The following is a 21,899-nucleotide window of genomic DNA, read 5'->3' as shown; positions in this document are numbered from 1 at the left end:
GGTCACGAGCCGTCGACTAGCGGGCTGGACGAGAGTACGCCCGCCCCGCCGCGAGCTCGTCAGGCTCGAGCGTCGGGCTGAGGGTCGTCCACCACGACGTCGGGGTCGATCCGGTCGGCCCTGCTCAGCCGTTCGTCCAGCTCCGTGCGCGCACCGCTCGCTTCCTGGGCGTGTGCGCGGGCCTCGTTCTGGAGCGCCGCGGCGTCGGCAGCCCGGGCGTCCGCCTCGGCCTGCGCGAGCCGTGCCTGTGCGTCGAGGCGAGCCGCCTCGGCCTCGCGGCGCTGCAGCTCGACCTGGTCGGCGGCTGCCTGCTCGCGGATCTCCTGAGCCTTCGCGCGCTGCGCGTCGGCCGCCCTCCGTCCCCGGCCGCTCGCCATCACGATCGCGATGACGACGACGATGACGACGACGATGGCGACGATGATCCATACGGTCTTGGCGTCCATGTCGAGCCTCCTTCTGTCGATCCCCCCTTCTGGGTATTGGACTGCCGTCCGGATAGGTCCGCAACCGGAGGAGACGCGGCGGACGGCAGGGCCGTCGACGCCACGAGCCGGGAGACTGAGCGGGTGATCGACCGCTACGACGGGCACATCCTGGGCCTCGCGACCGCCGACGGTCGCAGGATCGTCGTCGGACGGTGGCTGCGCTCGCGGTGGCCGCCGTTCGCTGACGTCATGACCGAGGACGCCGACGGCCGTCGCACCCTGGTCGCGCCGACCCGGGGCATCGCGGACGAGATCGCCGCGACCTACGCGTTCGACGACGTCGTCCTCGCGAGGGTCGAGGTGCGGTGCGACCCGGTCGCCCGGACGTGGTGCGTGCGGGCCGGACCCCTCGACGCCGTCGTGACGATCGGCGGTCCGACGGCGCTCGGTGCGCTGCTGACGTCGGTGCCCCGGGTGCTCACGAGATCCCGCGCCTTCGCGACCGCCGCGGACCCGGTGGCCCGGGCTGTCCTGCGCGGCGTCCGGACGCGCGGCGCGGCCGGAGCCGGAAGACGCGAGTGGTACGGCGCGGCGGGCCAGCACCGCGTGGTCGCCGTCAGTGCGACGTGGGGTTCTCAGCCGTGCGGTGACCTGCTGCCCACCGTGCCGCCCGTGCGGTTCGGGTTCTCCTCCGTGCCGCAGCGACCGACCGTCACCGCGGTGCGCACGACGATCGCGCGCGACGACTGACGGGTCAGCTGTCAGCGCCGTGCTCACGTCCCACAGGCGCTGCTGGATGGTCGGGTCGTACGCCTCGTCGGACGCGCGGGCGTCGCGCAGACGGTCGAAGAACCGGCCCGTGACGCCGTCGAGGGACGGGTCGCGGACCAGGTGCAGGACGGACTCGACGCCGGTCTCGAGGGTGTCGACGGAGTACCCGATCGTGTCCATCACCATCTTGGTGGGCATGTAGGTGCCCGGGTGCAGGCTGTTCACGGTGACCTGGGCAGCGGGGACGTGCGAGGCGAACGTCAGTCCGGCGGTGATCATCGCGAGCTTGCTGACGCCGTACGCACGGGTGCCGGAGTAGCCGTGCGCGAGCGTGAGGTCGTCGAAGTCGATCGGGCTCTGGCCCAGGGACGCCACCTGGACGACGCGGGACGGTGCGCCGGCCGTCAGCAGGGGCAGGAGCCGCTGGGTGAGCGCGAACGACGCCAGGTGGTTCACCCCGAACCGCAGCTCGTTCCCGTCCAGCGTCAGCGACCGGTCGCCGTAACCGACCCCCGCGTTGTTGACCAGCACGTTCAGGCTGTCGGTGAGCGTCGCCACCTCGTCGGCGAGCGCCCGTACCTCCGCCAGGACGGACAGGTCCGCCCGGACCGTGAGCACCCGCGCGGGTCGGTTGCGCAGCGAGGCCTCCAGGGCCGCGAGCCGCTCGGGGCTGCGGCCGTGGGCGATCAGGACCGTGTCCAGGTCGTCCGCGAGCCGGTCCGCCACCGCCCGTCCGAGTCCGTCGGTCGCGCCGGTGAGCAGGATCGTCGTGGTCATCTGTGGCGCAACGCGGCCCGGGGCGGGTCTATTTCAGACGAGCGCCGCGGCGTCCGTCCGCGCCCGTGCCTCCAGGATGAGGGGCGCGTTCGCCTCCGACCACGAGCGCAGCGTCTGGACGGCGTCGAGCAGCGAGGTGCCGAGCGGGGTCAACCGGTACTCGACGCGCGGCGGGACCTCGGCGAACACCTGCCGCGCGACCAACCCGTCCCGTTCGAGGGCGCGCAATGTCGCGGTGAGCACCTTCGGGGTGATGTCCGTCAGCAGGCCGCGCAGCTCGGTGAACCGCAGGACCGACCGGTCCAGCGAGAGCAGGATGCGCACGGTCCACTTCTCGCCGACGCGTGCGAGGACCATCCGGCTCGGGCAGGTCACGTCGAGGACGTCGTAGGCCGGGTCGCTGCAGGGCTCGGTATCCACGGGGTGCCTGACTTCCGTTGAAGAGACTGGTATCTATTCCATACTATCGGCGACGACCCAGATCGGGCACACCACCTCGGGAGTCTTCATGCGCGTCCTTCTCACCGGTGCGACCGGTTACGTCGGCTCGAACGTCCTCGCGGCACTCGTCGCCGCCGGTCACGACGTCCTCGCCGTCACGCGATCGCCGGAGGCGGCGGACCGGGCGCGCGACGGCGGTGCGACGGCCCTCGTGCACGACCTGACGGACACGTTGTGGCTCGTCGCCCGGCTGCGGGAGGTAGACGCCGCGATCCACACGGCGGCGACCGGGGACGCCGACAACCCGGCGTTCGACGACGCGGTGATCGACGCCGTCATCGAGGCGTTCTCGGGCACCGACAAGCCGTACGTGCACACGAGCGGCATCTGGATCTGGGGATCGGGGTCGGTCCACGAGGACCGCCCGCTGGACCCGCCGGAGATCGTCGCGTGGCGGATCCCGCGCGAGGAGCGTCTGCTCGCCTCCCACGTCCGCGCGACGATCGTGGCGCCCGCGGTCGTCTACGGCCAGGGCCGCGGGATGGTTCCCGGCGTGTTCGGGCCGGGTTCTCGTACCGCCGACGGAACATTGCGGCTCGTCGGGTCGGGCGAGCAGCGCTGGTCCGTCGTGCACGTCGAGGACCTGGCCGACGCGTTCGTCGCCGCCCTGAGCAGCGGCCCGCGAGGGCAACGGGTGGTGGCGGCGTCGGGCCAGACCCCGACGGTCCGCGAGATCGCGCAGGCGGTGGTCGGCCCGCAGGGTCGGGTGCTCGCCGAGAGCGACGAGGACACGCGTGCCCGGCTCGGCGCGGCGTTCGCGGACGCGCTCCTGCTCGACCAGCCGGCGGGCGGTTCTCTCGCCCGGACGGTGTGGGGCTGGGCGCCCAGCCGACCGGCCCTGCTCGACGAGCTGTCCGCGTGAGGGGCGAGACGTGTCTCACATGTAACAGCCTTGGACGCACCGGGCACGGACCGCCCAACGTGCCCTAGTTTTGGCCCGTGACTGCACCGAGCGACGCCCCGCAGGGACTGGCCAACCACGAGGTACCCGAACCGCTGCGCAACGACGTCCGCGTGCTGGGCGAGTTCCTCGGGCGCGTGCTGCGCGAGGCGGGTGGCGACGACCTGCTCGCCGACGTGGAGAAGCTGCGCGAGCTGGCGATCCGCGCGCACAACGGTCCCGACGCGGAGGCGCTCGCGCAGGCCGAGGAGCTGGTCTCCGGCTTCACGCTGGCCCGCGCCGAGCAGGTCGCTCGCGCGTTCACGTGCTACTTCCACCTGGCCAACACCGCCGAGGAGTACCACCGCGTCCGCGTCCTGCGCGAGCGCGAGGCCAGCCTGCTGCCGCACCACCTGGCCCCCGACGACTCGCTGCCGGCCGCGGTCGCGAAGCTGGCGCAGGAGGTCGGGCAGGACGTCGCGCGACAGCGGCTGGCGGAGATGGAGTTCCGGCCCGTCCTGACGGCGCACCCCACCGAGGCGCGTCGGCGCGCGGTCTCCGCGTCGATCCGGAGGATCGCGGAGTCGTCGCCGAGCGTGACTCGCGCAGCATCGGCGGCATGTCGCTCGCGGAGAACGACCGCCGGCTCCTCGGCGAGATCGATACCCTGTGGCGCACGGCCCCGCTGCGCGAGGCCAAGCCGACCGTCCTCGACGAGGTACGCACGGTCCTCAGCGTCTTCGAGTCCACGCTCGCCGACACCCTGCCCGACGTGTACCGCCGCCTGGACGACTGGCTGCTGGCCGACGCCGCCGGAACCACCGCGCCCGCCGTGCGGGCGTTCGCGCGGCTCGGCTCCTGGATCGGTGGCGACCGCGACGGCAACCCGAACGTCACCGCCGACATCACGCTGCAGGCGGCGCAGATGTCGTCGGACAAGGTGCTCAGCGAAGCGAGGCCTCCGCCCGACGCACCGCGGGCGGCCTGACGCTCTCCGGCGACGACACCCCCGCGTCCGCCGAGCTGATCGCGCTCTGGGACAGCCAGGTCGCGATCTCGGCGCCGCTGGCCGACCGGATCGCCGTCGACGCCCCGAACGAGCCGCACCGCCGGGTCGCCTACTTCCTCGCCGAGCGCATCGCCGCGACACGGACGCACGCACACTCGCTGGCGTACCCGAGCGCCGCCGAGCTCGAGTCCGACCTGGCCGTCGTGCAGCGCTCTCTGGCCGAGGCCGGCGCCCCGCGGTCCGCGTACGGCGAGCTGCAGAGGCTGATCTGGCAGGTGCAGACGTTCGGGTTCCACCTGGCCGAGCTCGAGGTGCGGCAGCACTCGCAGGTGCACGAGGGCGCGCTCGCGGACATCGCGAAGAACGGCCTGGACGGCGAGCTGGAGCCGCGCACGGTCGAGGTGATCGCCACGTTCCGCGCCCTCGGCGAGGTGCAGCGGCGGTTCGGCCTGGAGGCTGCCCGTCGCTACATCGTCTCGTTCACCCAGTCCGCGGAGCACCTCGCCGCGGTCTACGAGCTGGCGGGCTCGCGTTCGAGGGGTCGGACTTCACGCCGATCATCGACGCGATCCCGCTGTTCGAGACGTTCGCCGACCTCGAGGCGAGCGTCGACATCCTCGACGGCGCCCTCGCGTTCCCCCAGGTGCAGCGTCGGCTCGCGGAGAACGGTCGGCGCGTCGAGGTCATGCTCGGCTACTCGGACTCCTCCAAGGACGTCGGGCCGGTCTCCGCGACGCTCACGCTCGACACGGCGCAGCGTCGGATCACGGAGTGGGCCCGGAACAACGACATCGTCCTGACCCTGTTCCACGGCCGCGGTGGCGCGCTCGGGCGCGGCGGCGGCCCCGCCAACCGGGCCCTGCTGGCCCAGCCCCCCGGGTCGGTCGACGGTCGGTTCAAGCTCACCGAGCAGGGCGAGGTCATCTTCGCCCGCTACGGCGACCCGACGATCGCCGCCCGGCACATCGAGCAGGTCGCCGCGGCGACGCTGCTGGCCGGTGCGCCCTCGGTGGAGCGGCACAACGCCGCGGCGACCGAGCGGTTCACCGCACTGGCCGCCCGCATGGACGAGACGTCGCGCGTGCGGTTCCACGAGCTGGTCAAGTCTCCGGGCTTCCCCCAGTGGTTCGCCGAGGTGACCCCGCTCGAGGAGCTCGGTCTGCTGCCCATCGGCTCGCGCCCTGCGCGTCGCGGCCTGTCGGTCGAGTCGCTCGACGACCTGCGTGCGATCCCGTGGGTGTTCTCCTGGTCGCAGGCGCGCATCAACCTGGCCGGCTGGTACGGCCTGGGTACCGCCCTGGAGGACGTCGCCGACCTCGACGAGCTGCGCGCCGCGTACGCGCAGTGGCCGCTGTTCACGACGATGATCGACAACGTCGAGATGTCGCTCGCCAAGACCGATGAGCGGATCGCCCAGCGCTACCTCGCCCTCGGCGACCGGGACGACCTGGCCGGTCAGGTGCTCGACGAGATGGCGCTGACCCGCACGTGGGTCCTGCGCATCACCGACAGCGACGCGATCCTGTCGCGACGCCGCATCCTGGGCCGCGCGGTCCAGCTGCGCAGCCCGTACGTCGACGCCCTCTCGCTCCTGCAGCTGCGCGCGCTGCGCGCCCTGCGCACGGGCGCCGCGCCCGACCAGGTCGACGACCTGCGACGGCTGCTCCTGCTCTCGGTCAACGGCGTCGCCGCCGGCCTGCAGAACACCGGCTGACCCTCACCTCGTGCAGCCGACGGCTCGGACCCCGACGGGTCCGGGTCGTCGTCCTGTCACGGGCGCCGGCGCCTACGGGCCCGTCGGGCCGAACCGCTCGGTGCGGATCCGGTCCGGGTCGTGGCCGAGGTCGACGAGGGTGTCGGCGACGAGCTCCACGAACGGCGTCGGGCCGCACACGAACACGTGCGCGTTCAGGTCGGGAGGAAAGCAGGCATCCTGCAGCACCGCGGCGTCGACGCGTCCGAGGGGTCCGTCGAAGCCGGGCGGTCCGGTCCGCGTCCACACGTGGGTGATCGCGACGTCGGGCCCGAGGACGGCGAGCTCGTCGGCGTACAGGGCGTCGGCGGGGGTGCGGACCGAGACGAGCAGGCGGAACGGGGACGACGAGGCGGCGGACCGGCGCGTCCGCACCATCGACATGAGCGGGACCAGGCCCGAGCCGCCCCCGATCAGCTGGACCGGGTGCGGGTCGGTCGCGTGCCAGACGAACCAGTTGCCGATCGGGCCGCGCAGGGCGAGCTGGTCGCCGATCTGCAGGTCCTCGGTCAGGTACGGGGAGACCTCGCCGTCGTCGACCACCTGGACGGTCAGGGCGATCCGCTCGGACGTGACGGGTCCGCCCGGCAGGCCCATCGTGCCCGGGGAGGCCAGCGAGTAGGAGCGCTGCGTGGAGTAGCCGTCCTCCGCCGTCAGCCGGACGTCGACGTGCTGGCCGGCCATCGCACCGTGCCACCCGGGCACGTCGAGCTCGAGCGTCATGGCCGACGCGGTCTCGGTCCTGCGTGCCACCAGCGTCCCGACGAGCCAGGGGAGGGTGTAGGACTCAGTCACCCCAGTACCGCTGTTCCTTCCAGGGGTCGCCGTACTCGTGGTACCCGAGCCGCTCCCAGAAGCCCCACGTGTTCTCGGTCATGGAAGCCTCCAGGCTGCGGACCCACTTCGCGGACTTCCAGAAGTACAGGTGGGGGACCAGCAGCCGGGCCGGGCCACCGTGCTCGGGCGGCAGCGGAGCGCCGTCGTACTGGTAGGCGATCCAGGCCTTTCCGCCCCGCAGGTCCGCGAGCGGGACGTTGGTGGTGTAGCCGCCGTCGCAGTGGGCCATCACGTACGCATGCTCGGGATCGATCTGTACAGAGTCGAGGAGCGTGTCCAGCGAGATGCCGCGCCAGGCCGAGTCGAGCTTGGACCACTTGGTGACGCAGTGGATGTCCTTGACGACGTCCTCGTGCGGCAGGTGCGTCAGCTCGGACCAGGTCCAGGTCGTGAGGGGGGAGCCGTCCGCTGTGATCGAGAACGTCCACGTGGACAGGTCGGCCCGTGGCGTCGGTCCGGCGGACAGCACCGGGAAGCCACGTTCGAGGTACTGACCGGGCGGGATGCGAGGGTCGGTCTCGCGCTTGCCGCGAAAGCCGCGGGAGATGATCGCCATACGGGGCTCCCAGGTGCGTCGGAGAGCACCATCATGCGGCCCGACCTGCGGATACGCCAGAGGCCGGCCCGAGAAGGACCGGCCTCTGACGAATCGGGGATCAGCCGCGCGAGTAGACGACGCGCGGGCCGCCGGAGGACGACGCACCCGAGCCGCCGCCCGAACCGCCACGGCCCGAGCCGCCACGACGACGACGCTGGCCCGACGGGGCACCGGCAGAGGTGCCGCCCGACGACTGCCGACGCTGGCCGCCCACCGGAGCAGCGGCGCCACCGGCGGCCGCGGAGGCCTGCCTGCTCGACCCGTTGCCGCGACCGGTTCCGCCGCGACGCGAGCCGCCCCCGCCGCCGGAGGACTGCTGGGTGGTCACGGGCGGCGCGACGTAGCGGACCGGAGCAGCCTGCTCGCCGACGAGCCGGGTGAGCGTCGCGTCGCCGGCGTTCACCGGCTTCGGGGTGGCGGTGATCTTGGCCGCGCGCGTCAGCTGGCGGACGTCCCCGCGCTGCTCGGGCAGGACGATCGTGACGACGTCGCCGCCCGACCCGGCACGCGCGGTGCGGCCGGAGCGGTGCAGGTACGCCTTGTGCTCGGCGGGCGGGTCGACGTGCACGACGAGCTCGATGTCGTCCACGTGGATGCCGCGGGCGGCGATGTCGGTGGCGACCAGCACGCGCACGGCGCCCGACGAGAAGGCCTCGAGGTTGCGCTCGCGGGCGGCCTGCGCCAGGTTGCCGTGCAGGTCCACGGCGGGGATGCCGTCCATGGTCAGCTGCTTGGCCAGCTTCTTGGCCTGGTGCTTGGTGCGCATGAACAGGACGCGACGGCCCGTACCGGAGGCGAGGTGGTGGACGACGGCCTTCTTGGACTCGGCGTCGCGGACCTCGAACAGGTGGTGGGTCATCGCGGCGACGGGCGACTCGGCGCTGTCCACGGAGTGCTCGACCGGGTTGGACAGGTAGCGCTTGACCAGCTGGTCGACGCCCTTGTCCAGCGTGGCCGAGAACAGCAGGCGCTGGCCGCGCGGCGGCGTCTTGTCGAGGATCCGCTTCACGACGGGCAGGAAGCCCAGGTCGGCCATGTGGTCGGCCTCGTCGAGAACCGTGATCTGCACGTCCTCCAGCGAGATGAGCTTCTGGTTCATCAGGTCCTCGAGGCGCCCCGGGCAGGCGACGACGATGTCGACGCCGCCGTTGAGCGCGGAGACCTGACGGCCCTGCGACACGCCGCCGAAGATCACGGTCGTGTTCAGGCCGAGCACCTTGGCCAGCGGCGCGATCGTCGCGTCGATCTGGGTGGCGAGCTCGCGGGTCGGGGCCAGCACCAGCGCGCGGGGGCGCCGGGCGACCTTGCCCTTGCCCGCCGCCGCGGTGCGGGTCACGAGCGGGAGGGCGAACGCCAACGTCTTGCCGGAGCCCGTACGGCCGCGGCCGAGGACGTCGCGACCCGCCAGGGAGTCGGGGAGAGTAGCGGTCTGGATGGGGAAGGGGGCCGTGATGCCCTGCTCCGTCAGCGCGGAGGACAGGGCAGAGGGCACGCCGAGCTCGGCGAAAGAAGTCACAGGTAAAGCCTCTCGGGCAAAGTGGTCGGGGTCCGCCGCCAGAGCAACCTGAGCGGGTGCTCGGGGGACCTCCACGACGCGGGGCGCGCAGCTCGCGCAGCCCGTGGTGTCCTCAGTCTCTCATACAGGTGTATCGAAACCCGTACGCGGTGGTGAGCGTCACAAGCCCGGCTCCGACGGGGGAAGATCGACGCATGACGAGCACGGTGATCGCGTCGGCCCGCGACCTGCGCAAGGTGTACGGCTCGGGTCCGACGGCCGTGCGCGCGCTCGACGGCGTCGACGTGGACCTGGTGCGCGGCGAGCCACCGCGATCATGGGGCCGTCCGGTTCGGGCAAGTCGACGCTGATGCACTGCCTCGCGGGTCTGGACAAGCCGACGTCCGGCACGGTGGTGGTGGACGGCGAGACGGTCAGCTCGATGTCGGAGCGCAAGCTGACCGCCCTGCGCAGGACGCGCGTCGGGTTCATCTTCCAGGCCTACAACCTGGTGCCGACCCTGACCGCCCTGGAGAACATCACGCTGCCGCTCGACATCGCCCGCAGGCCCGTCGACCGCGCGCACCTCGACCTCGTCGTCGAGACCCTGGGCCTGACCGACCGGCTGTCGCACAAGCCGAGCGAGCTGTCGGGCGGCCAGCAGCAGCGCGTCGCGTGCGCGCGCGCCCTGGTCAGCAGGCCCGCGGTGGTGTTCGCCGACGAGCCGACGGGCAACCTGGACAGCACCGCGAGCGCGGAGGTGCTCGGGTTCCTGCGTCGCAGCGTCGACGAGCTGGGGCAGTCCGTCGTGATGGTGACGCACGACCCCACGTCGGCCGGCTACGCGCACCGCGTCCTGTTCCTCGCCGACGGTCGGGTGGTCGGCGAGCTGCGCGAGCCGACCCCGGAGGCGGTCCTCGCTCAGCTGGCGAGCATCCGCGCGGTGAGCTCGCCGTGACCCGGGTGGCGCTGCGCGGCGTGCGCGCGCACCTCGTGCGGTTCTGCCTGTCGGTGCTGGCCGTCGCTCTCGGCGTCGCGTTCGTGGCGGGCACCTTCGCCCTGCGCACCATGCTCGGTTCGACCTTCTCGGAGATCGTCTCCACCACGACCCTCGGCGACGCCTACGTGCGCGGCGCCGACGTGGTGGGTGGGACGAGCGAGCAGAACGTCGTCGCGGGCAAGCCCCGCAACCCGGTGCCCCTGTCCCTGGTGCCGCAGCTCGAGGCCGTCGACGGGGTGGCCGCGGCGATCCCGGACCTGTCCGGGCCGGTCGTGCTGGTCGGCGCCGACGGCACGGCGGTGCAGAGCACGCAGGCGCCGAGCCTCGGCTTCGCCTACGACGTCCGCAGCCGCGCGACGACCGTGGTGTCCGGTCGACCACCGACGGGGGCCGGCGAGATCGCGGTCGAGACGGCGACGCTGCACGCCTCGGGACTGGTGGTCGGGGACGCGACGTCGATCGTGCTCGGCGGTCAGGTCGAGCCGGTGAGGGTCGTCGGGGAGATCGGGATCGGACCCGCACTCGCCGGCGCGACGGTGGTGTTCATCGACCCCGCGAGCGCGCAGGCCGCGTTCGCGCCGCAGGGCACGGTCGCGTCGATCTCGGTGCTGGCCGACGCCGGGATCTCGCAGGAGGACCTGGTCCACCGGCTCGCCCCGGCCGTCGCGGCCGACGACGCGCACGCCGAGGTCATCACCGGGGACGCGATGCGTGCCGAGGGCATCGCCAACGTGCTCACGCTGCTCGGCTTCATCACGACGTTCCTGCTCGTGTTCGCCGGGATCTCGCTGTTCGTCGGCGCCTTCATCATCTCCAACACGTTCTCCATGTGGGTGCGGCAGCGGATGCGCGAGTTCGCGCTGCTGCGGGCGGTCGGGGCGTCGCCGGTGCAGGTGTTCACCTCGATCGTGCTGCAGGCCGCGATCGTCGGGGTGATCGGCAGCGTCCTGGGCGTGCTCGGCGGGCTCGGGCTCGTCGTGGTCCTGCGCTCGGTCCTCGGCGGCCTCGGCATGCAGCTGACCGGCCAGGTGCCGCTCGACGGGTTCACCATCGTCGTGTCCGTGCTCGTCGGGACGCTGGTGAGCGTGCTCGCGGCGGCGCTGCCGGCACGGCGTGCCGCGCTCGTGCCGCCGGTCGAGGCGCTGCGTGACGAGGTCACCGTGCCGGAGCGCTCGCTGCGGCGCCGGGCCGTCGTCGGCGGGTCCCTGGTCGTCCTCGGCGTGGCGATCCTCGTCGTCACGCTGCTCGACCCGACCGCGCACCACGCCGGCGCGATGCTCGGGTACGGCGCGGCGGCGGTGGTGATCGGGGTGCTCGCCGCGTCGCCGATCCTCGCGCGCGGCATCCTGCGGGTGCTCGCGGCGCCGTTCTCGGGCTGGCGACCCGTCGGGCGGCTGGCCCGCGGCAACGTCACCCGCAACCCGCGCCGGACCGCGAACACCGCGGGCGCGCTGATGATCGGGATGGCTCTCGTCGGCGCCGCCGCGGTCATCGCCGCGACGACGCAGGCGTCGACCAGCGCGATCGTGTCCCGCGAGGCCACGACCGACTACATCCTGCGCGGCGCGGCCCAGGGCACCATCCCGGCGCAGGCGATCGAGGACGTGCGTGCGTTGCCCGACGTGCGCGCGGCCGACGCTTTCGCGACCGCCTCGGTGCTCGTCGACGCGTCGCCGTTCGCGATCACCGGCATCGACCCCGACGCGGTCGGCCGGAGCATCGAGACCGAGGTGGTCGAGGGCTCGTTCCACGACGCGCTCGCCGGCGGCGAGCTGGCGGTGCAGCGCACCACGATGAAGGACGAGCACTGGTCGCTCGGCCAGAGCGTCGACGTGGTCGGCACGAACGGGACGCAGCGCATCGAGATCGGCGCGGTCATCGACTCGCCGGCGTTCGGCGTGCCGTTCGTCGTGGGGCAGCCGGTGCTGGACCAGCTCGTGCCGCCCGACCAGCAGGCGGTGACCACCGTGTTCGTCACGGCCGCCGACAGCGCGGACGTCGCGGCCCTGCGCGGTCAGCTCACGGCGACGGTCAAGCCCTACGTCGTGGTCTCGGTGATGGACAGCGCGGAGTTCGTCTCGCAGCTGGCCGACCAGGTCGACCGCGTGCTCGTCATCCTCTACGCGCTGCTCGGTCTGTCCGTGGTCATCGCGGTGCTCGGCATCATCAACACCCTGGCCCTGTCGGTCATCGAGCGCACCCGCGAGATCGGGCTCCTGCGCGCCGTGGGGCTCGGGCGCCTGCAGCTGGGCTCGACGATCACGGTCGAGTCGGTGCTCACCGCGGTGTTCGGCACGGTCGTCGGGCTGGCCGTGGGCGTAGCGCTGGCGTCGACCCTGCCCACGGTGTTCTCCGACGTCGGCCTGCGCACGCTCGACATCCCGTGGGCGAGCCTCGCCCTGATGGTCGTGCTCGCGATCGTGGTCGGGGTGCTCGCGGCGGTCTGGCCCGGCGTCCGCGCGGCGCGTCTGCCGGTGCTCGACGCCGTCTCCACCGACGGATGACTACCCTCGGAACGTGAGCGACACCGGCTACGGCGACTTCGAGTTCGAGCGGCGGTTCTGGGTGCGCGACCTGCCGCGCGAGCTGCTCGACGCCTCGCCGGCCCTGATCGTGCAGAGCTACTTCCTGGCCGACGAGGGCTACGCGATCCGGGTCCGCGTCCAGGCCAGCTCGGTGACGGGGCTCGTGCTCACGCCGGCCCTCGACGAGCTGGCCCTGTTGGAGGCGTACGCCGATCGCATCGACCTGTGCGCCATCACCGTCAAGGGCCCGATGAACGAGGGCACGCGGTACGAGGCCGAGCGCGAGCTGGACGTCTCGGTCGGTCTGGAGATGGTCCGCCGCGGTGGTGCCCGCGTGGCCAAGACCCGGCACTCGGTCTGGCTCGGCGAGGACGGCTGGGTGATCGACACGTTCGCCGGTGCGAACGCCCCGCTCGTGGTCGCCGAGGTGGAGCGCGGGGGACCGGTCACGGACCTGACCATCCCGTCGTTCTGCGTCACCGAGCTGACCTCGGACCCCCGGTTCTCCAACGACGCGCTCGCGGGCCGTCCGTACGGCTCGTGGGCGCCGCGGTACGAGACGGAGCTGGCCGCCGACGGGCCCCGGTTCCTGCAGAGCCTCGGGCACAACCATCGCCAAGAGCCGGAATAAAGGTTGTAGCGTCAACCATTGAGGTGACCATGTCGACCGCACCCACGCCCGGCCAGGGCGCCTCCGTCCCGCTCACCGCCCAGCACGGCCACGACTCGATCGCGACCGGCACGTGGATGGACGCGGTGACGCTGCTGGTCGGCGACCTGGACCGGCAGCTGCGCTTCTACCGCGACGCGCTGGCGCTCGACGTGCTCGACCAGCCCGGCGACCGGTTCACCTCCGGACCCGCGACCGTGACCCTGGGCCGTGGCACGACGCCGCTCGTGATCCTCCAGCACACGCCGGACCTGCCGCCGGCCGTCCGCGGGGCGGCCGGCCTGTTCCACACCGCGATCCTCTTCGACGACGAGGCCGGCCTCGCGGCCACCCTCGCCTCCGTCGCGCAGCGCGAGCCCACGTCCTACGTCGGCTCGGCCGACCACCTCGTCTCCCTGGCGTTCTACCTCACCGACCCCGAGGGCAACGGCGTCGAGCTCTACTGGGACCGCAGCCGCACGCTGTGGAACCGGGACGCCGAGGGGCGGATCCAGATGGACTCGCTGCGCCTCGACCCGAACGCCTTCCTGGGCGAGCACCTCACCGACCAGGAGCCCGGCGCGGGCGACGCGGTGGTCGGCCACGTCCACCTGTCCGTCGGCGATGTGCCGTCGGCGCGGGCGTTCTACGTCGACGCGCTCGGCTTCGACGTGACGGCGCAGTGGCACGGGGCGCTGTTCGTCTCGGCGGGCGGGTACCACCACCACCTCGCCATGAACACGTGGAACAGCGCCGGTGCGGGCCCGCGCGCCTCGGCCCTCGGGTTGGGCGAGGTGCGGATCGCCGTGCCGACCGCCGACGACCTCGGTGCGCTCGCGGACCGGGTGATCTCCGCCGGCTACGCCACCGCGCACGACGGCGAGACCCTGCGGTTCGAGGACCCGTGGCGCAACGTGGTGCGGGTCAGCGCGGCTGTCTGACCGCAGCCGTCGGGCGGGTGCTCACCGGGTCCACCGCCGGTGACGCGGGGAGATCGCGCGCTCGACGAGCGGCCGGGCGGCGTGCTCGGCCTGGTCGCCGGCCCGCTGGGCGGCGGCGTGCAGGAGGCCGTAGGTGAAGGTGTCCTCGCCATCCGCGAACGCCTGCAGGCTCAGCCGGCGCAGGGTCTCGCGCCGCACGACGGCGTCGTGCTGGTCGCCGAGCGTCTCCTGCACCGCGCGGGCGCGCTTGGCGCTCTTGAGCGCGGGTCGACCGACGGACTCGGCGGCCACCTCGCTGGCGTAGCGGGCGCGTCGCGCGGCCTTGCGGACCTCGTGCAACGCCTCGTCGCGCTCCTCGTCGGGTGCCGCGTCGAGCGCGTCGACCGCCCGGTCCAGCCGTCGCCACGCCCGCAGTGCACCCGTGCGCACGTCCGCGACGTCGGGGTCCGGCGCGGCGAGCGACGCCGTCAGGTCGGCCCAGGACGACCCCAGCCAGCTGCCGAGCGCGTCCAGCCCGGTCTGCTCGGCGGCGGTGAGGTCCTCCTCGATGCGCAGGACGACAGGACCGCGCACGAGCTCCCGGCGGCTCGGTCGCGATCGTGCGGCGCAGCGCGTGCAGCTCCACGACGGGATCCCGCGCGGCACCGAGCGCGTGCCCGAGGTCGCGCAGGGCGGCGCGCAACGGCTCGGCCCCCACGCCGTGGACCGACAGGGCGGTGCGCAGGCGTCGGGTGGCCGTCCGCGCGTCGTGCACGGCGTCGACGTCGCCCGACCGCAGCCCGGGCTCCGTCGCGGTCAGTGCCTCCGTGTGGTGCACCAGGTACGCGCGGACGATCGCGTCGTCGTTCCCCATCAGGCCACGCGTCTCGGCGTCATGAGACCGAGCGTGCCAGGAACGACGGGCCGGCGTGCGCCGCCACGCTCCGGCCCTCGCGGCCGGGCTGCCGTGCTCGACCCCGGACGCGCTCGTCCGGGGCGCGATCTCACTCGCGCGGGGGGAGCTGCTGCACGGCCCACCGGTTGCCGTCGGGGTCGGCGAAGTAGGTGAAACGACCCCACGGCAGGTCCTCGACCGGTTCGGCCTCGACGCCGTTCGCGACGAGGAAGTCATGCACCGCGTCCGCGTCGTCGACGACCACCTGCAGACCCTGCACCGCACCGGCGGCCATCGGCGTCAGGTTCAGGTCCAGCACGATCGAGCACGCCGACCCGGGCGGGGTGAGCTGGATGAACCGGAGGTTCTCGTTCACCGGGATGTCGTAGTCGTCGTGAAACCCGACCTGGTCCACGTAGAACGCCTTGGCGCGGTCCAGGTTCGAGACGGGGATGGGGACGAACTCGATCTTCATGTACATGGGGACGCTCCTCGGGTCGGTCTGACGAGCATCGCCCCAGAAGAGGTCATCCGCTGTCCGTTACGTAGGCTCGAACCATGACGCACCCCATCCGCATCGGAGTCCAGCTCCAGCCGCAGCACGCCGACTACGCCCAGGTCCGCGACGCCGTGCGTCGCGCGGAGGACCTCGGCGTCGACGTCGTCTTCAACTGGGATCACTTCTTCCCGCTCTCCGGCGAACCCGACGGCAAGCACTTCGAGTGCTGGACCATGCTGGGCGCCTGGGCCGAGCAGACCAGCCGCGTCCAGATCGGCGCCCTGGTCACCTGCAACTCCTACCGGAACCCGGAGCTGCTCGCCGACATGGCGCGGACCGTCGACCACATCAGCGGCGGGCGCCTGATCCTCGGGATCGGCGCGGGCTGGTTCGAGAAGGACTACGACGAGTTCGGGTACGAGTTCGGGACGCCGGGAACCCGGATCGCCGACCTCGCCCAGGCGCTGCCGCGGATCAAGGCACGCTGGGCCGCGTCCAACCCGGCGCCGACGCGCGACATCCCGGTGCTCATCGGCGGCGGCGGCGAGCGCAAGACGCTGCGCGTCGTGGCCGAGCACGCGGACGCGTGGCACTCGTTCGGTGACGTCGGCTCGCTGACGCGCAAGAGCGCGATCCTCGACGAGCACGGCACGGCTGTCGGGCGCGACACGGCCAACCTGGTCGAGAGGTCCGTCGGCGTCAGCGCGCCGCCCGCCCGGGTCGCCGACGCGCTCGTCGCCGCCGGCGTCACGCTCTTCACGGTCGGCACGGGCGGTCCCGACTACGACCTGTCGCTCGTCGAGCAGTGGGTGGCCTGGCGCGACGCACTCGGGTGACCTGGGAGCCAGGCCGGGTCCGCGAGCCTAGGCTCGGAGGCGATGAGTCCAGCGCGCCGTTCTGAGCCACGGTGGGGTCGGCGTGTCCTGCTCGCGCTCGGGGCGTTGCTGGTCGCGCTCGTGTTCGGCGTCACCACGGCCTCCGTCGAGAGCAGCCTGGGTCCGCACGAGGCGCGCTACGACGTCACGACGGACGACACGGTCACCATCGACCTCGGCCCGCTGGGTACCCTGCTGATCAACTCGCCCCTGCCCCTGACCCTGGGCGTGCGCGTCACGGTGCAGGAGATCCCGGCGTCCGTCACGCCGAGCCAGGCCAAGACGCTCGAGGCGCTCAGCGGTGACCTGCAGTCGTACCTGGCGTTCTTCTCCGGTCCTCGGGCGACCGTGCAGGACGTGGCGCGCGCGCTCGTCGTCGATGCGCTCGTGCGGACCGGTGGCGCGTTCGTCGTGCTCGTGGGCGCGTGGTGGCTGCTGCGGATGCTCGTCGGGTCGGCCCGGTGGGAGGAGCTTGCGGGCCCGGGCGGAGGAGCATCGGCGCGCCGCGGTCGCCGCCGGCCTCGTGGTCCTCGTCGGGGCGACCGTGCTGACGTCGAGCGTGGGTGCCGACGAGCAGCCGGTCGCCTCGCGCCCGACCTCGGAAGTGTTCGACGGCACGCCGCTGCAGGGAGCCGAGGTCACCGGTCGCCTCGGCGGTGTGATCGACACCTACGGCGGCCAGGTGGTCGCGGAGCTGCGCAAGAACGACGAGTTCTACGCCAAGGCGAACGCCTCGCTGAAGGTGGCCTGGGACACGCGTCAGGCATTGATCGACGAGCAGGACGCCCGGGCCGAGCGGGCCGAGGCCGCAGCGTCGGCGTCTCCGTCGACGTCGGCATCGTCGGAACCGCTGGCATCGTCGGAGCCGCTGGAGTCGTCGGAGGCGCCGACACCCTCCGGGACGGCCGGTCCGTCCGGTCCGTCCGGTCCGTCCGAGACACCGTCCGAGGAGCCCGTGCCGTCCGACGACCACCTGCTGACGATCGTCGTCATCTCCGACCTGCACTGCAACGTCGGGATGGCGCCCCTGATCACGACGCTGGTCAAGCGGTCGGGCGCCCAGCTCGTGCTCGACGCGGGCGACGACACGCTCAACGGCACGACCGTCGAGCAGTACTGCGTCACGACGTTCGCCCGCGCGATCCCGAACGGCGTCGAGTGTCACGTCGCCGGGCAACCACGACTCCAGCGACACGTCGAAGCGGTTTGCGCGGGCCGGGGCGAAGGTGCTGGACGGGTCGGTGGTGACCGTCGACGGGATGCGGATCCTGGGCGACAAGGACCCGAACGAGACCCGCGTCGGCGCGGGCGGCACCGCGCAGGCGACCAAGGAGACGGCCGCGCAGGAGGCGGCGCGGCTGGCCAAGACCGCGTGCGCCGCGAAGGACGGGGTGGACCTGCTCCTCATCCACACGCCGTTCGTCGGCGAGAACACGCTCGACCGCGGCTGCTCGCCGGCGCAGATCTCGGGCCACCTGCACAAGCGCTACGGACCGGAGCAGATCGGCGACGGCATCCGCTACATCAGCTCGAGCACCGCCGGTGCGACCCTGGGCAAGCCGACCATCGGACCGCTCAACGGTGTGGCGGAGATGACCGTGCTGCGCTGGAACCCGAGCACCCGGCTGTTCGTCGACTACCAGATCGTCCAGGTGCGGCCCGACACGACCGCGAGCGTCTTCCCGCGGCTGCGGTGGCCGCTCGCCGCGCCGGTCCCGTCGGTGCCCGCCCTCCCGCACCCGTAGCGCTGTCTAGTCTGGGGTGGTGAGCACGCCGACCACGCCCGAGCTGAGCGCCGTCACGCAGGACTACCTCAAGGTGATCTGGTCGGCGCTCGAGTGGTCGACCGCACCGGTGACGACGAAGATGCTGGCCACCCGGTTGGGTGTCGGGCCGTCCACCGTCTCCGAGACCGTCCGCCGTCTGGCCGACAACGGGCTGGTGACGCACGAGCCGTACGGCGCGGTCGAGCTCACGGCCGAGGGCGAACGGCACGCGCTCGCGGTGGTCCGCCGGCACCGGCTCATCGAGACGTTCCTGGTCGAGGTGCTCGGGTACGGCTGGGACGAGGTGCACGACGAGGCCGAGATCCTCGAGCACGCGGTCTCGGACGTGTTCGTGGAGCGCGTCTCGCGCAGCTCGGGCATCCGCTGCGCGATCCGCACGGCGACCCGATTCCGGCCGCCGACGGCGCGGTCCAGGCGCCGCCCGCGACCCTCCTGTGGGACACGACGCCGGGGGAGTGGGCGGTCGCCCGGATCTCCGACGCCGATCCCGCTGCTGCGCTATGTCGAGACGGTCGGCCTGGTGCTGGACGCCCCGGTGATCGTGGTCGAGCGGCGTGCCGTCGCCGGCGTCATCTCGATACGCGTTGGCCCCGGTGGTGCTCGGACGGTCGACCTGGGTGAGGTCGCAGGCCGGGCGATCTGGCTCGTCCCCGCGCCGTGACGTAGGCTCTGCGGCATCCACCGGAGTTGTCGACGAAGCGCCTCCGCCGCCTTATCGAATCGATTCGTCCCGGAGGACACCCGTGCTGTCACCCGCACGTGCCCGCGCCGCGCTGTTCGCGCTCGCGCTCGGTGGGTTCTGCATCGGCACGACGGAGTTCGCCACCATGGGGATGCTCCCGGAGATCGCGACGGACCTCGGCGCGCCGATCCCGACGGCCGGCCACGCGATCACGGCCTACGCGCTCGGCGTGGTGGTCGGCGCCCCCACCATCGCGGTGCTCGCCGCCCGGATGGACCGACGCCGACTCCTGCTGCTGCTCATGTCCGCCTTCGTCGTCGGCAACGTCCTGTCCGCGGCGGCGGCCAGCATGGGGATGCTGGTCGCGTTCCGGTTCCTCGCGGGCCTGCCGCACGGCGTGTTCTTCGGCGTCGGCGCCGTGATGGGGGTCGCCGTCGTGGGCATCGAACGCCGGGGCCGGGCAGTCGCCGCGATGATGGCCGGCCTGACCATCGCCTGCGCCGTCGGCGTCCCGCTGACCTCCGTGGTGGGCGACACGGTCGGCTGGCGCTGGTCGTTCGTCGGCGTCGCCGTCCTCGGGCTGGTGACGCTCGGCGCCCTGTGGGCCTGGACCCCGGCCCTGCCGGTCGCCACGGGCACCACGCCGCGCACGGAGATCGCCGCGCTGCGCAACCGCCGGATGTGGATCGCGTTCGGCGCCGGTGCGATCGGGTTCGGCGGGATGTTCGCGGTCTACTCCTACGTCAAGCCGCTGCTCACCGAGGTCACCGGCCTGAGCATCGGGCTCGTCCCGCTAGTGCTCGCGCTCTACGGCATCGGCATGACGATCGGCACGGTCGTCGGCGGTCGCCTGGCGGACAGGTCGGTCCTCGGGACCGTGATCGGCAGCATGGTCGCGACGATCGTCGTGCTCGTCACCATCGCGCTGGTCGGTTCCTCCCCGGTACCCGCCGTGCTCGCGCTGGTGATGCTCGGCGTGACGTCGCAGGTGCTCGGGCTCTCGCTCCAGACGCGGCTGATGGACGTGTCGCCCGCGGCCCCGTCGCTCGGCGCGGCCCTGTGCCACTCCGCGCTCAACCTCGGCAACGCCGCGGGTGCCTTCGCCGGTGGCCTCGTGATCGCCGGCGGGATGGGCTACCTGGCGCCGGCGTGGGTCGGTGCGGGACTGACCGCGATGGGCCTGGTCGTCGTCCTCGCGGCGGGCCGCGGCGCGCCGCCGTCGTTCGCCGGCTCGGCCGCCTCAGCGCCGGCGGGTGCCGAAGAGGCTGCGCGTGATCTCACGCCCGAGCTGAGTTCCCGCTGACCTGAGCAGGCTGTCCAGCGGGCTGGTGCGGCTGGTCGATCGCTGCGGCGCCGGCCGTCGCGCCTCCTTCTCGGCCTCGTCGGCGCGCTCCTGCGCCTCCTTCGCCTCCTCCTCCTTGGCCTCCTGCGCCTGCGCGGCCGCGGCCCGGGCGGAGAGCAGCTCGTAGGCGGACTCGCGGTCCACGGCGGCGCCGTAGCGTCCGGACAGAGGCGAGGCGGCGACGGCCGACGACAGCGCCGCGCCCATCGGCTCCATCGACGACTGGGGCGCTCGCAGCCGGGTCCAGGCCACGGGTGTCGGGGTCCCGCGCTCGGACTGCACGGTGACCACCGCCTCGCCGGTACCGAGCGACTGGAGCAGCTGCTCGAGGTCGTACGGCGAGGTCGGGAAGGTCCTTGCGGCCGCGCGCAGCGCCTTGGCGTCGTCGGGCGTGAACGCGCGCAGCGCGTGCTGGACGCGGTTGCCCAGCTGGCCGAGGACGTCGGAGGGCACATCCTTCGGGCTCTGGGTGACGAAGAAGACCCCGACGCCCTTCGACCGGATGAGCCGGACGGTCTGCGTGACCTGGAGGAGGAAGTCCTTCGAGGCGCCCGTGAACAGCAGGTGGGCCTCGTCGAAGAAGAACACGAGCTTCGGCTTGTCCGGGTCGCCCACCTCGGGCAGCGCCTGGAACAGCTCGGCCAGCAGCCACATGAGGAACGTGGAGAACAGGGCGGGCCGGTCCTGGACCGCGGGCAGCTCGAGCGCGCTGATCACGCCACGACCGTCCGCGGCGGTGCGCAGCAGCTCCGACACGTCGAACGCGGGCTCCCCGAAGAAGGCGTCGGCCCCCTGCCCCTGCAGGCCCACGATCTCGCGCAGGATCACGCCCGCCGTCGCCGCCGACAGGCCGCCGATGCCCGCGAGCTGCGGCTTGCCCTCCGGGCTGACCAGGTACGCGATCGTCGCCTGCAGGTCCTTGAGGTCGAGCAGCGCCAACCCCTGCGTGTCGGCCCAGTGCATGATCAGGCCCAGGCTCGACTCCTGCGTGGCGTTGAGCCCCAGCACCTTGGCCAGCAGCAGCGGCCCGAAGTCGGTCACCGTGGTGCGCACGGGCGCGCCCTCGCCGAGGCCGCCGAGGCTGAGGAACTCGACCGGCGACGCGGTTGCCACCCACTCCTGCCCGAGGCTCGACGTGCGGGCGAGCATCTTCTCGCTCGGCACGCCCGGGACGGCCAACCCGGACAGGTCCCCCTTGACGTCGGCGACGAACACGGGCACGCCGGCCGCCGAGAGCCCCTCCGCCAGCACCTGCAGCGTCTTCGTCTTTCCGGTGCCCGTCGCGCCGGCGACGAGGCCGTGCCGGTTCATCATCGCGAGGGGGATGCCGACCGGGGCGCCGGCGACCGCGACGTCGTCCTCGACCAGCGCGCCGATCGTGAGCATCGGGCCGGGGAACGTGTAGCCGGCGCGGACCTCGGCGGCGTGCGGGGAGAGGTCCGCGGGCTGTTGCGGGGCGGGCGCCGGAGCGGCGCCGGCCGCAGCCTCGGCCGCTGCCAAGGCCGCCGCGGCCGCCTGGGCCTTGGCCTCCGCAGCATCGGCGGCGGCCTGCGCGGCAGCGGCCCGGAGGGCGGCGAGGTCCGCGGTCGGGGTGACGGGGGCAGACGACGGCGTGCTGTCCGACATCTCCGGAGCATACGGCCGACGTGGTCGCCGCACCCGACCGGCGAACGCGT

The 21,899-nt window shown here is 72.9% G+C and carries 15 protein-coding genes and 4 pseudogenes; 10 read left to right on the top strand and 9 right to left on the bottom strand.

All coding sequences use genetic code 11. The annotated features are described in order from the left end of the window. Nucleotides 1–59: 59 nt before the first annotated feature. Nucleotides 60–1,976: an SDR family NAD(P)-dependent oxidoreductase gene (locus AC38ZX_RS14195; protein WP_491294933.1), complete on the bottom strand. Its 1,917-nt coding sequence runs from the start codon at nucleotides 1,974–1,976 to the stop codon at nucleotides 60–62. Nucleotides 1,977–2,009: 33 nt separating this feature from the next. After that, a complete protein-coding gene (locus AC38ZX_RS14190; RefSeq protein WP_491294932.1) occupies nucleotides 2,010–2,396 on the bottom strand; it encodes a winged helix-turn-helix transcriptional regulator in 387 nt (128 codons plus the stop codon). 88 nt (nucleotides 2,397–2,484) lie between these two features. On the opposite strand from AC38ZX_RS14190, the gene AC38ZX_RS14185 reads away from it, so the two are divergent. Together AC38ZX_RS14185 and AC38ZX_RS14180 are read left to right on the top strand one after the other, a co-directional pair. Next, nucleotides 2,485–3,339: an NAD-dependent epimerase/dehydratase family protein gene (locus AC38ZX_RS14185; protein ID WP_491294931.1), complete on the top strand. Its 855-nt coding sequence runs from the start codon at nucleotides 2,485–2,487 to the stop codon at nucleotides 3,337–3,339. Nucleotides 3,340–3,416: 77 nt separating this feature from the next. Further along, a pseudogene (locus AC38ZX_RS14180) lies at nucleotides 3,417–6,080 on the top strand (phosphoenolpyruvate carboxylase). A gap of 72 nt (nucleotides 6,081–6,152) precedes the next feature. Here the strand turns inward: AC38ZX_RS14180 and AC38ZX_RS14175 are convergent. The 3 genes from AC38ZX_RS14175 to AC38ZX_RS14165 all read right to left on the bottom strand — a co-directional run bounded on the left by AC38ZX_RS14175 (nucleotide 6,153) and on the right by AC38ZX_RS14165 (nucleotide 9,070). Further along, the gene (locus tag AC38ZX_RS14175; protein WP_491294930.1) at nucleotides 6,153–6,914 is read right to left on the bottom strand and encodes a ferredoxin reductase; all 762 of its coding nucleotides are present in this window, start codon (nucleotides 6,912–6,914) and stop codon (nucleotides 6,153–6,155) included. After that, nucleotides 6,907–7,512, bottom strand: a complete 606-nt coding sequence (locus AC38ZX_RS14170) for a sulfite oxidase-like oxidoreductase (protein ID WP_491294929.1) — start codon at nucleotides 7,510–7,512, stop codon at nucleotides 6,907–6,909. Before AC38ZX_RS14170 ends, AC38ZX_RS14175 begins: the two co-directional genes overlap by 8 nt. A gap of 100 nt (nucleotides 7,513–7,612) precedes the next feature. Then, complete coding sequence (locus tag AC38ZX_RS14165; RefSeq protein ID WP_426592540.1) at nucleotides 7,613–9,070, bottom strand: DEAD/DEAH box helicase; 1,458 nt, start codon at nucleotides 9,068–9,070, stop codon at nucleotides 7,613–7,615. A 194-nt stretch (nucleotides 9,071–9,264) separates the two neighbouring features. On the opposite strand from AC38ZX_RS14165, the pseudogene AC38ZX_RS14160 reads away from it, so the two are divergent. The 4 genes and pseudogenes from AC38ZX_RS14160 (at nucleotide 9,265) to AC38ZX_RS14145 (ending at nucleotide 14,164) form a co-directional block, all read left to right on the top strand. Next, nucleotides 9,265–10,007, top strand: a pseudogene (locus tag AC38ZX_RS14160) (ABC transporter ATP-binding protein). Continuing rightward, entirely contained in the window at nucleotides 10,004–12,553 is a 2,550-nt protein-coding gene (locus AC38ZX_RS14155; protein WP_491294928.1) for an ABC transporter permease, read from the top strand. The pseudogene AC38ZX_RS14160 and the gene AC38ZX_RS14155 overlap by 4 nt, the downstream one beginning before the upstream one ends. A 13-nt stretch (nucleotides 12,554–12,566) precedes the next feature. Further along, complete coding sequence (locus AC38ZX_RS14150) at nucleotides 12,567–13,205, top strand: CYTH domain-containing protein (protein WP_426592537.1); 639 nt, start codon at nucleotides 12,567–12,569, stop codon at nucleotides 13,203–13,205. Between the two features lie 29 nt (nucleotides 13,206–13,234). Further along, nucleotides 13,235–14,164, top strand: a complete 930-nt coding sequence (locus tag AC38ZX_RS14145) for a VOC family protein (RefSeq protein WP_491294927.1) — start codon at nucleotides 13,235–13,237, stop codon at nucleotides 14,162–14,164. Between the two features lie 21 nt (nucleotides 14,165–14,185). Here the strand turns inward: AC38ZX_RS14145 and AC38ZX_RS14140 are convergent. Together AC38ZX_RS14140 and AC38ZX_RS14135 are read right to left on the bottom strand one after the other, a co-directional pair. Then, nucleotides 14,186–15,017 (bottom strand): annotated as a pseudogene (locus tag AC38ZX_RS14140) (CHAD domain-containing protein). A gap of 130 nt (nucleotides 15,018–15,147) precedes the next feature. After that, nucleotides 15,148–15,519 (bottom strand): VOC family protein, encoded by a 372-nt coding sequence (locus AC38ZX_RS14135; protein WP_491294926.1) that lies wholly within the window; start codon nucleotides 15,517–15,519, stop codon nucleotides 15,148–15,150. 77 nt (nucleotides 15,520–15,596) lie between these two features. Between AC38ZX_RS14135 and AC38ZX_RS14130 the strand changes: the two genes are divergently transcribed. Beyond that, a complete protein-coding gene (locus tag AC38ZX_RS14130; RefSeq protein ID WP_491294925.1) occupies nucleotides 15,597–16,373 on the top strand; it encodes an LLM class F420-dependent oxidoreductase in 777 nt (258 codons plus the stop codon). A 798-nt stretch (nucleotides 16,374–17,171) separates the two neighbouring features. Here AC38ZX_RS14130 and AC38ZX_RS14125 read toward each other — a convergent pair. After that, nucleotides 17,172–17,537, bottom strand: a complete 366-nt coding sequence (locus AC38ZX_RS14125; RefSeq protein WP_491294924.1) for a hypothetical protein — start codon at nucleotides 17,535–17,537, stop codon at nucleotides 17,172–17,174. A 116-nt stretch (nucleotides 17,538–17,653) separates the two neighbouring features. On the opposite strand from AC38ZX_RS14125, the gene AC38ZX_RS14120 reads away from it, so the two are divergent. The 3 genes and pseudogenes from AC38ZX_RS14120 to AC38ZX_RS14110 all read left to right on the top strand — a co-directional run bounded on the left by AC38ZX_RS14120 (nucleotide 17,654) and on the right by AC38ZX_RS14110 (nucleotide 20,184). Then, nucleotides 17,654–18,157, top strand: coding sequence for a hypothetical protein (locus tag AC38ZX_RS14120; RefSeq protein WP_491294923.1), 504 nt, complete (start codon nucleotides 17,654–17,656; stop codon nucleotides 18,155–18,157). Nucleotides 18,158–18,176: 19 nt separating this feature from the next. Then, nucleotides 18,177–18,860 (top strand): annotated as a pseudogene (locus AC38ZX_RS14115) (metal-dependent transcriptional regulator). Between the two features lie 82 nt (nucleotides 18,861–18,942). Then, nucleotides 18,943–20,184 (top strand): MFS transporter, encoded by a 1,242-nt coding sequence (locus AC38ZX_RS14110; protein WP_491294922.1) that lies wholly within the window; start codon nucleotides 18,943–18,945, stop codon nucleotides 20,182–20,184. Here AC38ZX_RS14110 and AC38ZX_RS14105 read toward each other — a convergent pair. Continuing rightward, nucleotides 20,122–21,849, bottom strand: a complete 1,728-nt coding sequence (locus AC38ZX_RS14105; RefSeq protein WP_491294921.1) for a helicase HerA-like domain-containing protein — start codon at nucleotides 21,847–21,849, stop codon at nucleotides 20,122–20,124. The two genes, AC38ZX_RS14110 and AC38ZX_RS14105, sit on opposite strands and share 63 nt — an antisense overlap. Between the last annotated feature and the right edge of the window lie 50 nt (nucleotides 21,850–21,899).

This window comes from Cellulomonas sp. McL0606 (assembly GCF_058248365.1).
Note: the sequence above shows the minus strand (reverse complement) of the source record. Positions and strands in the feature narration are given on the sequence as shown.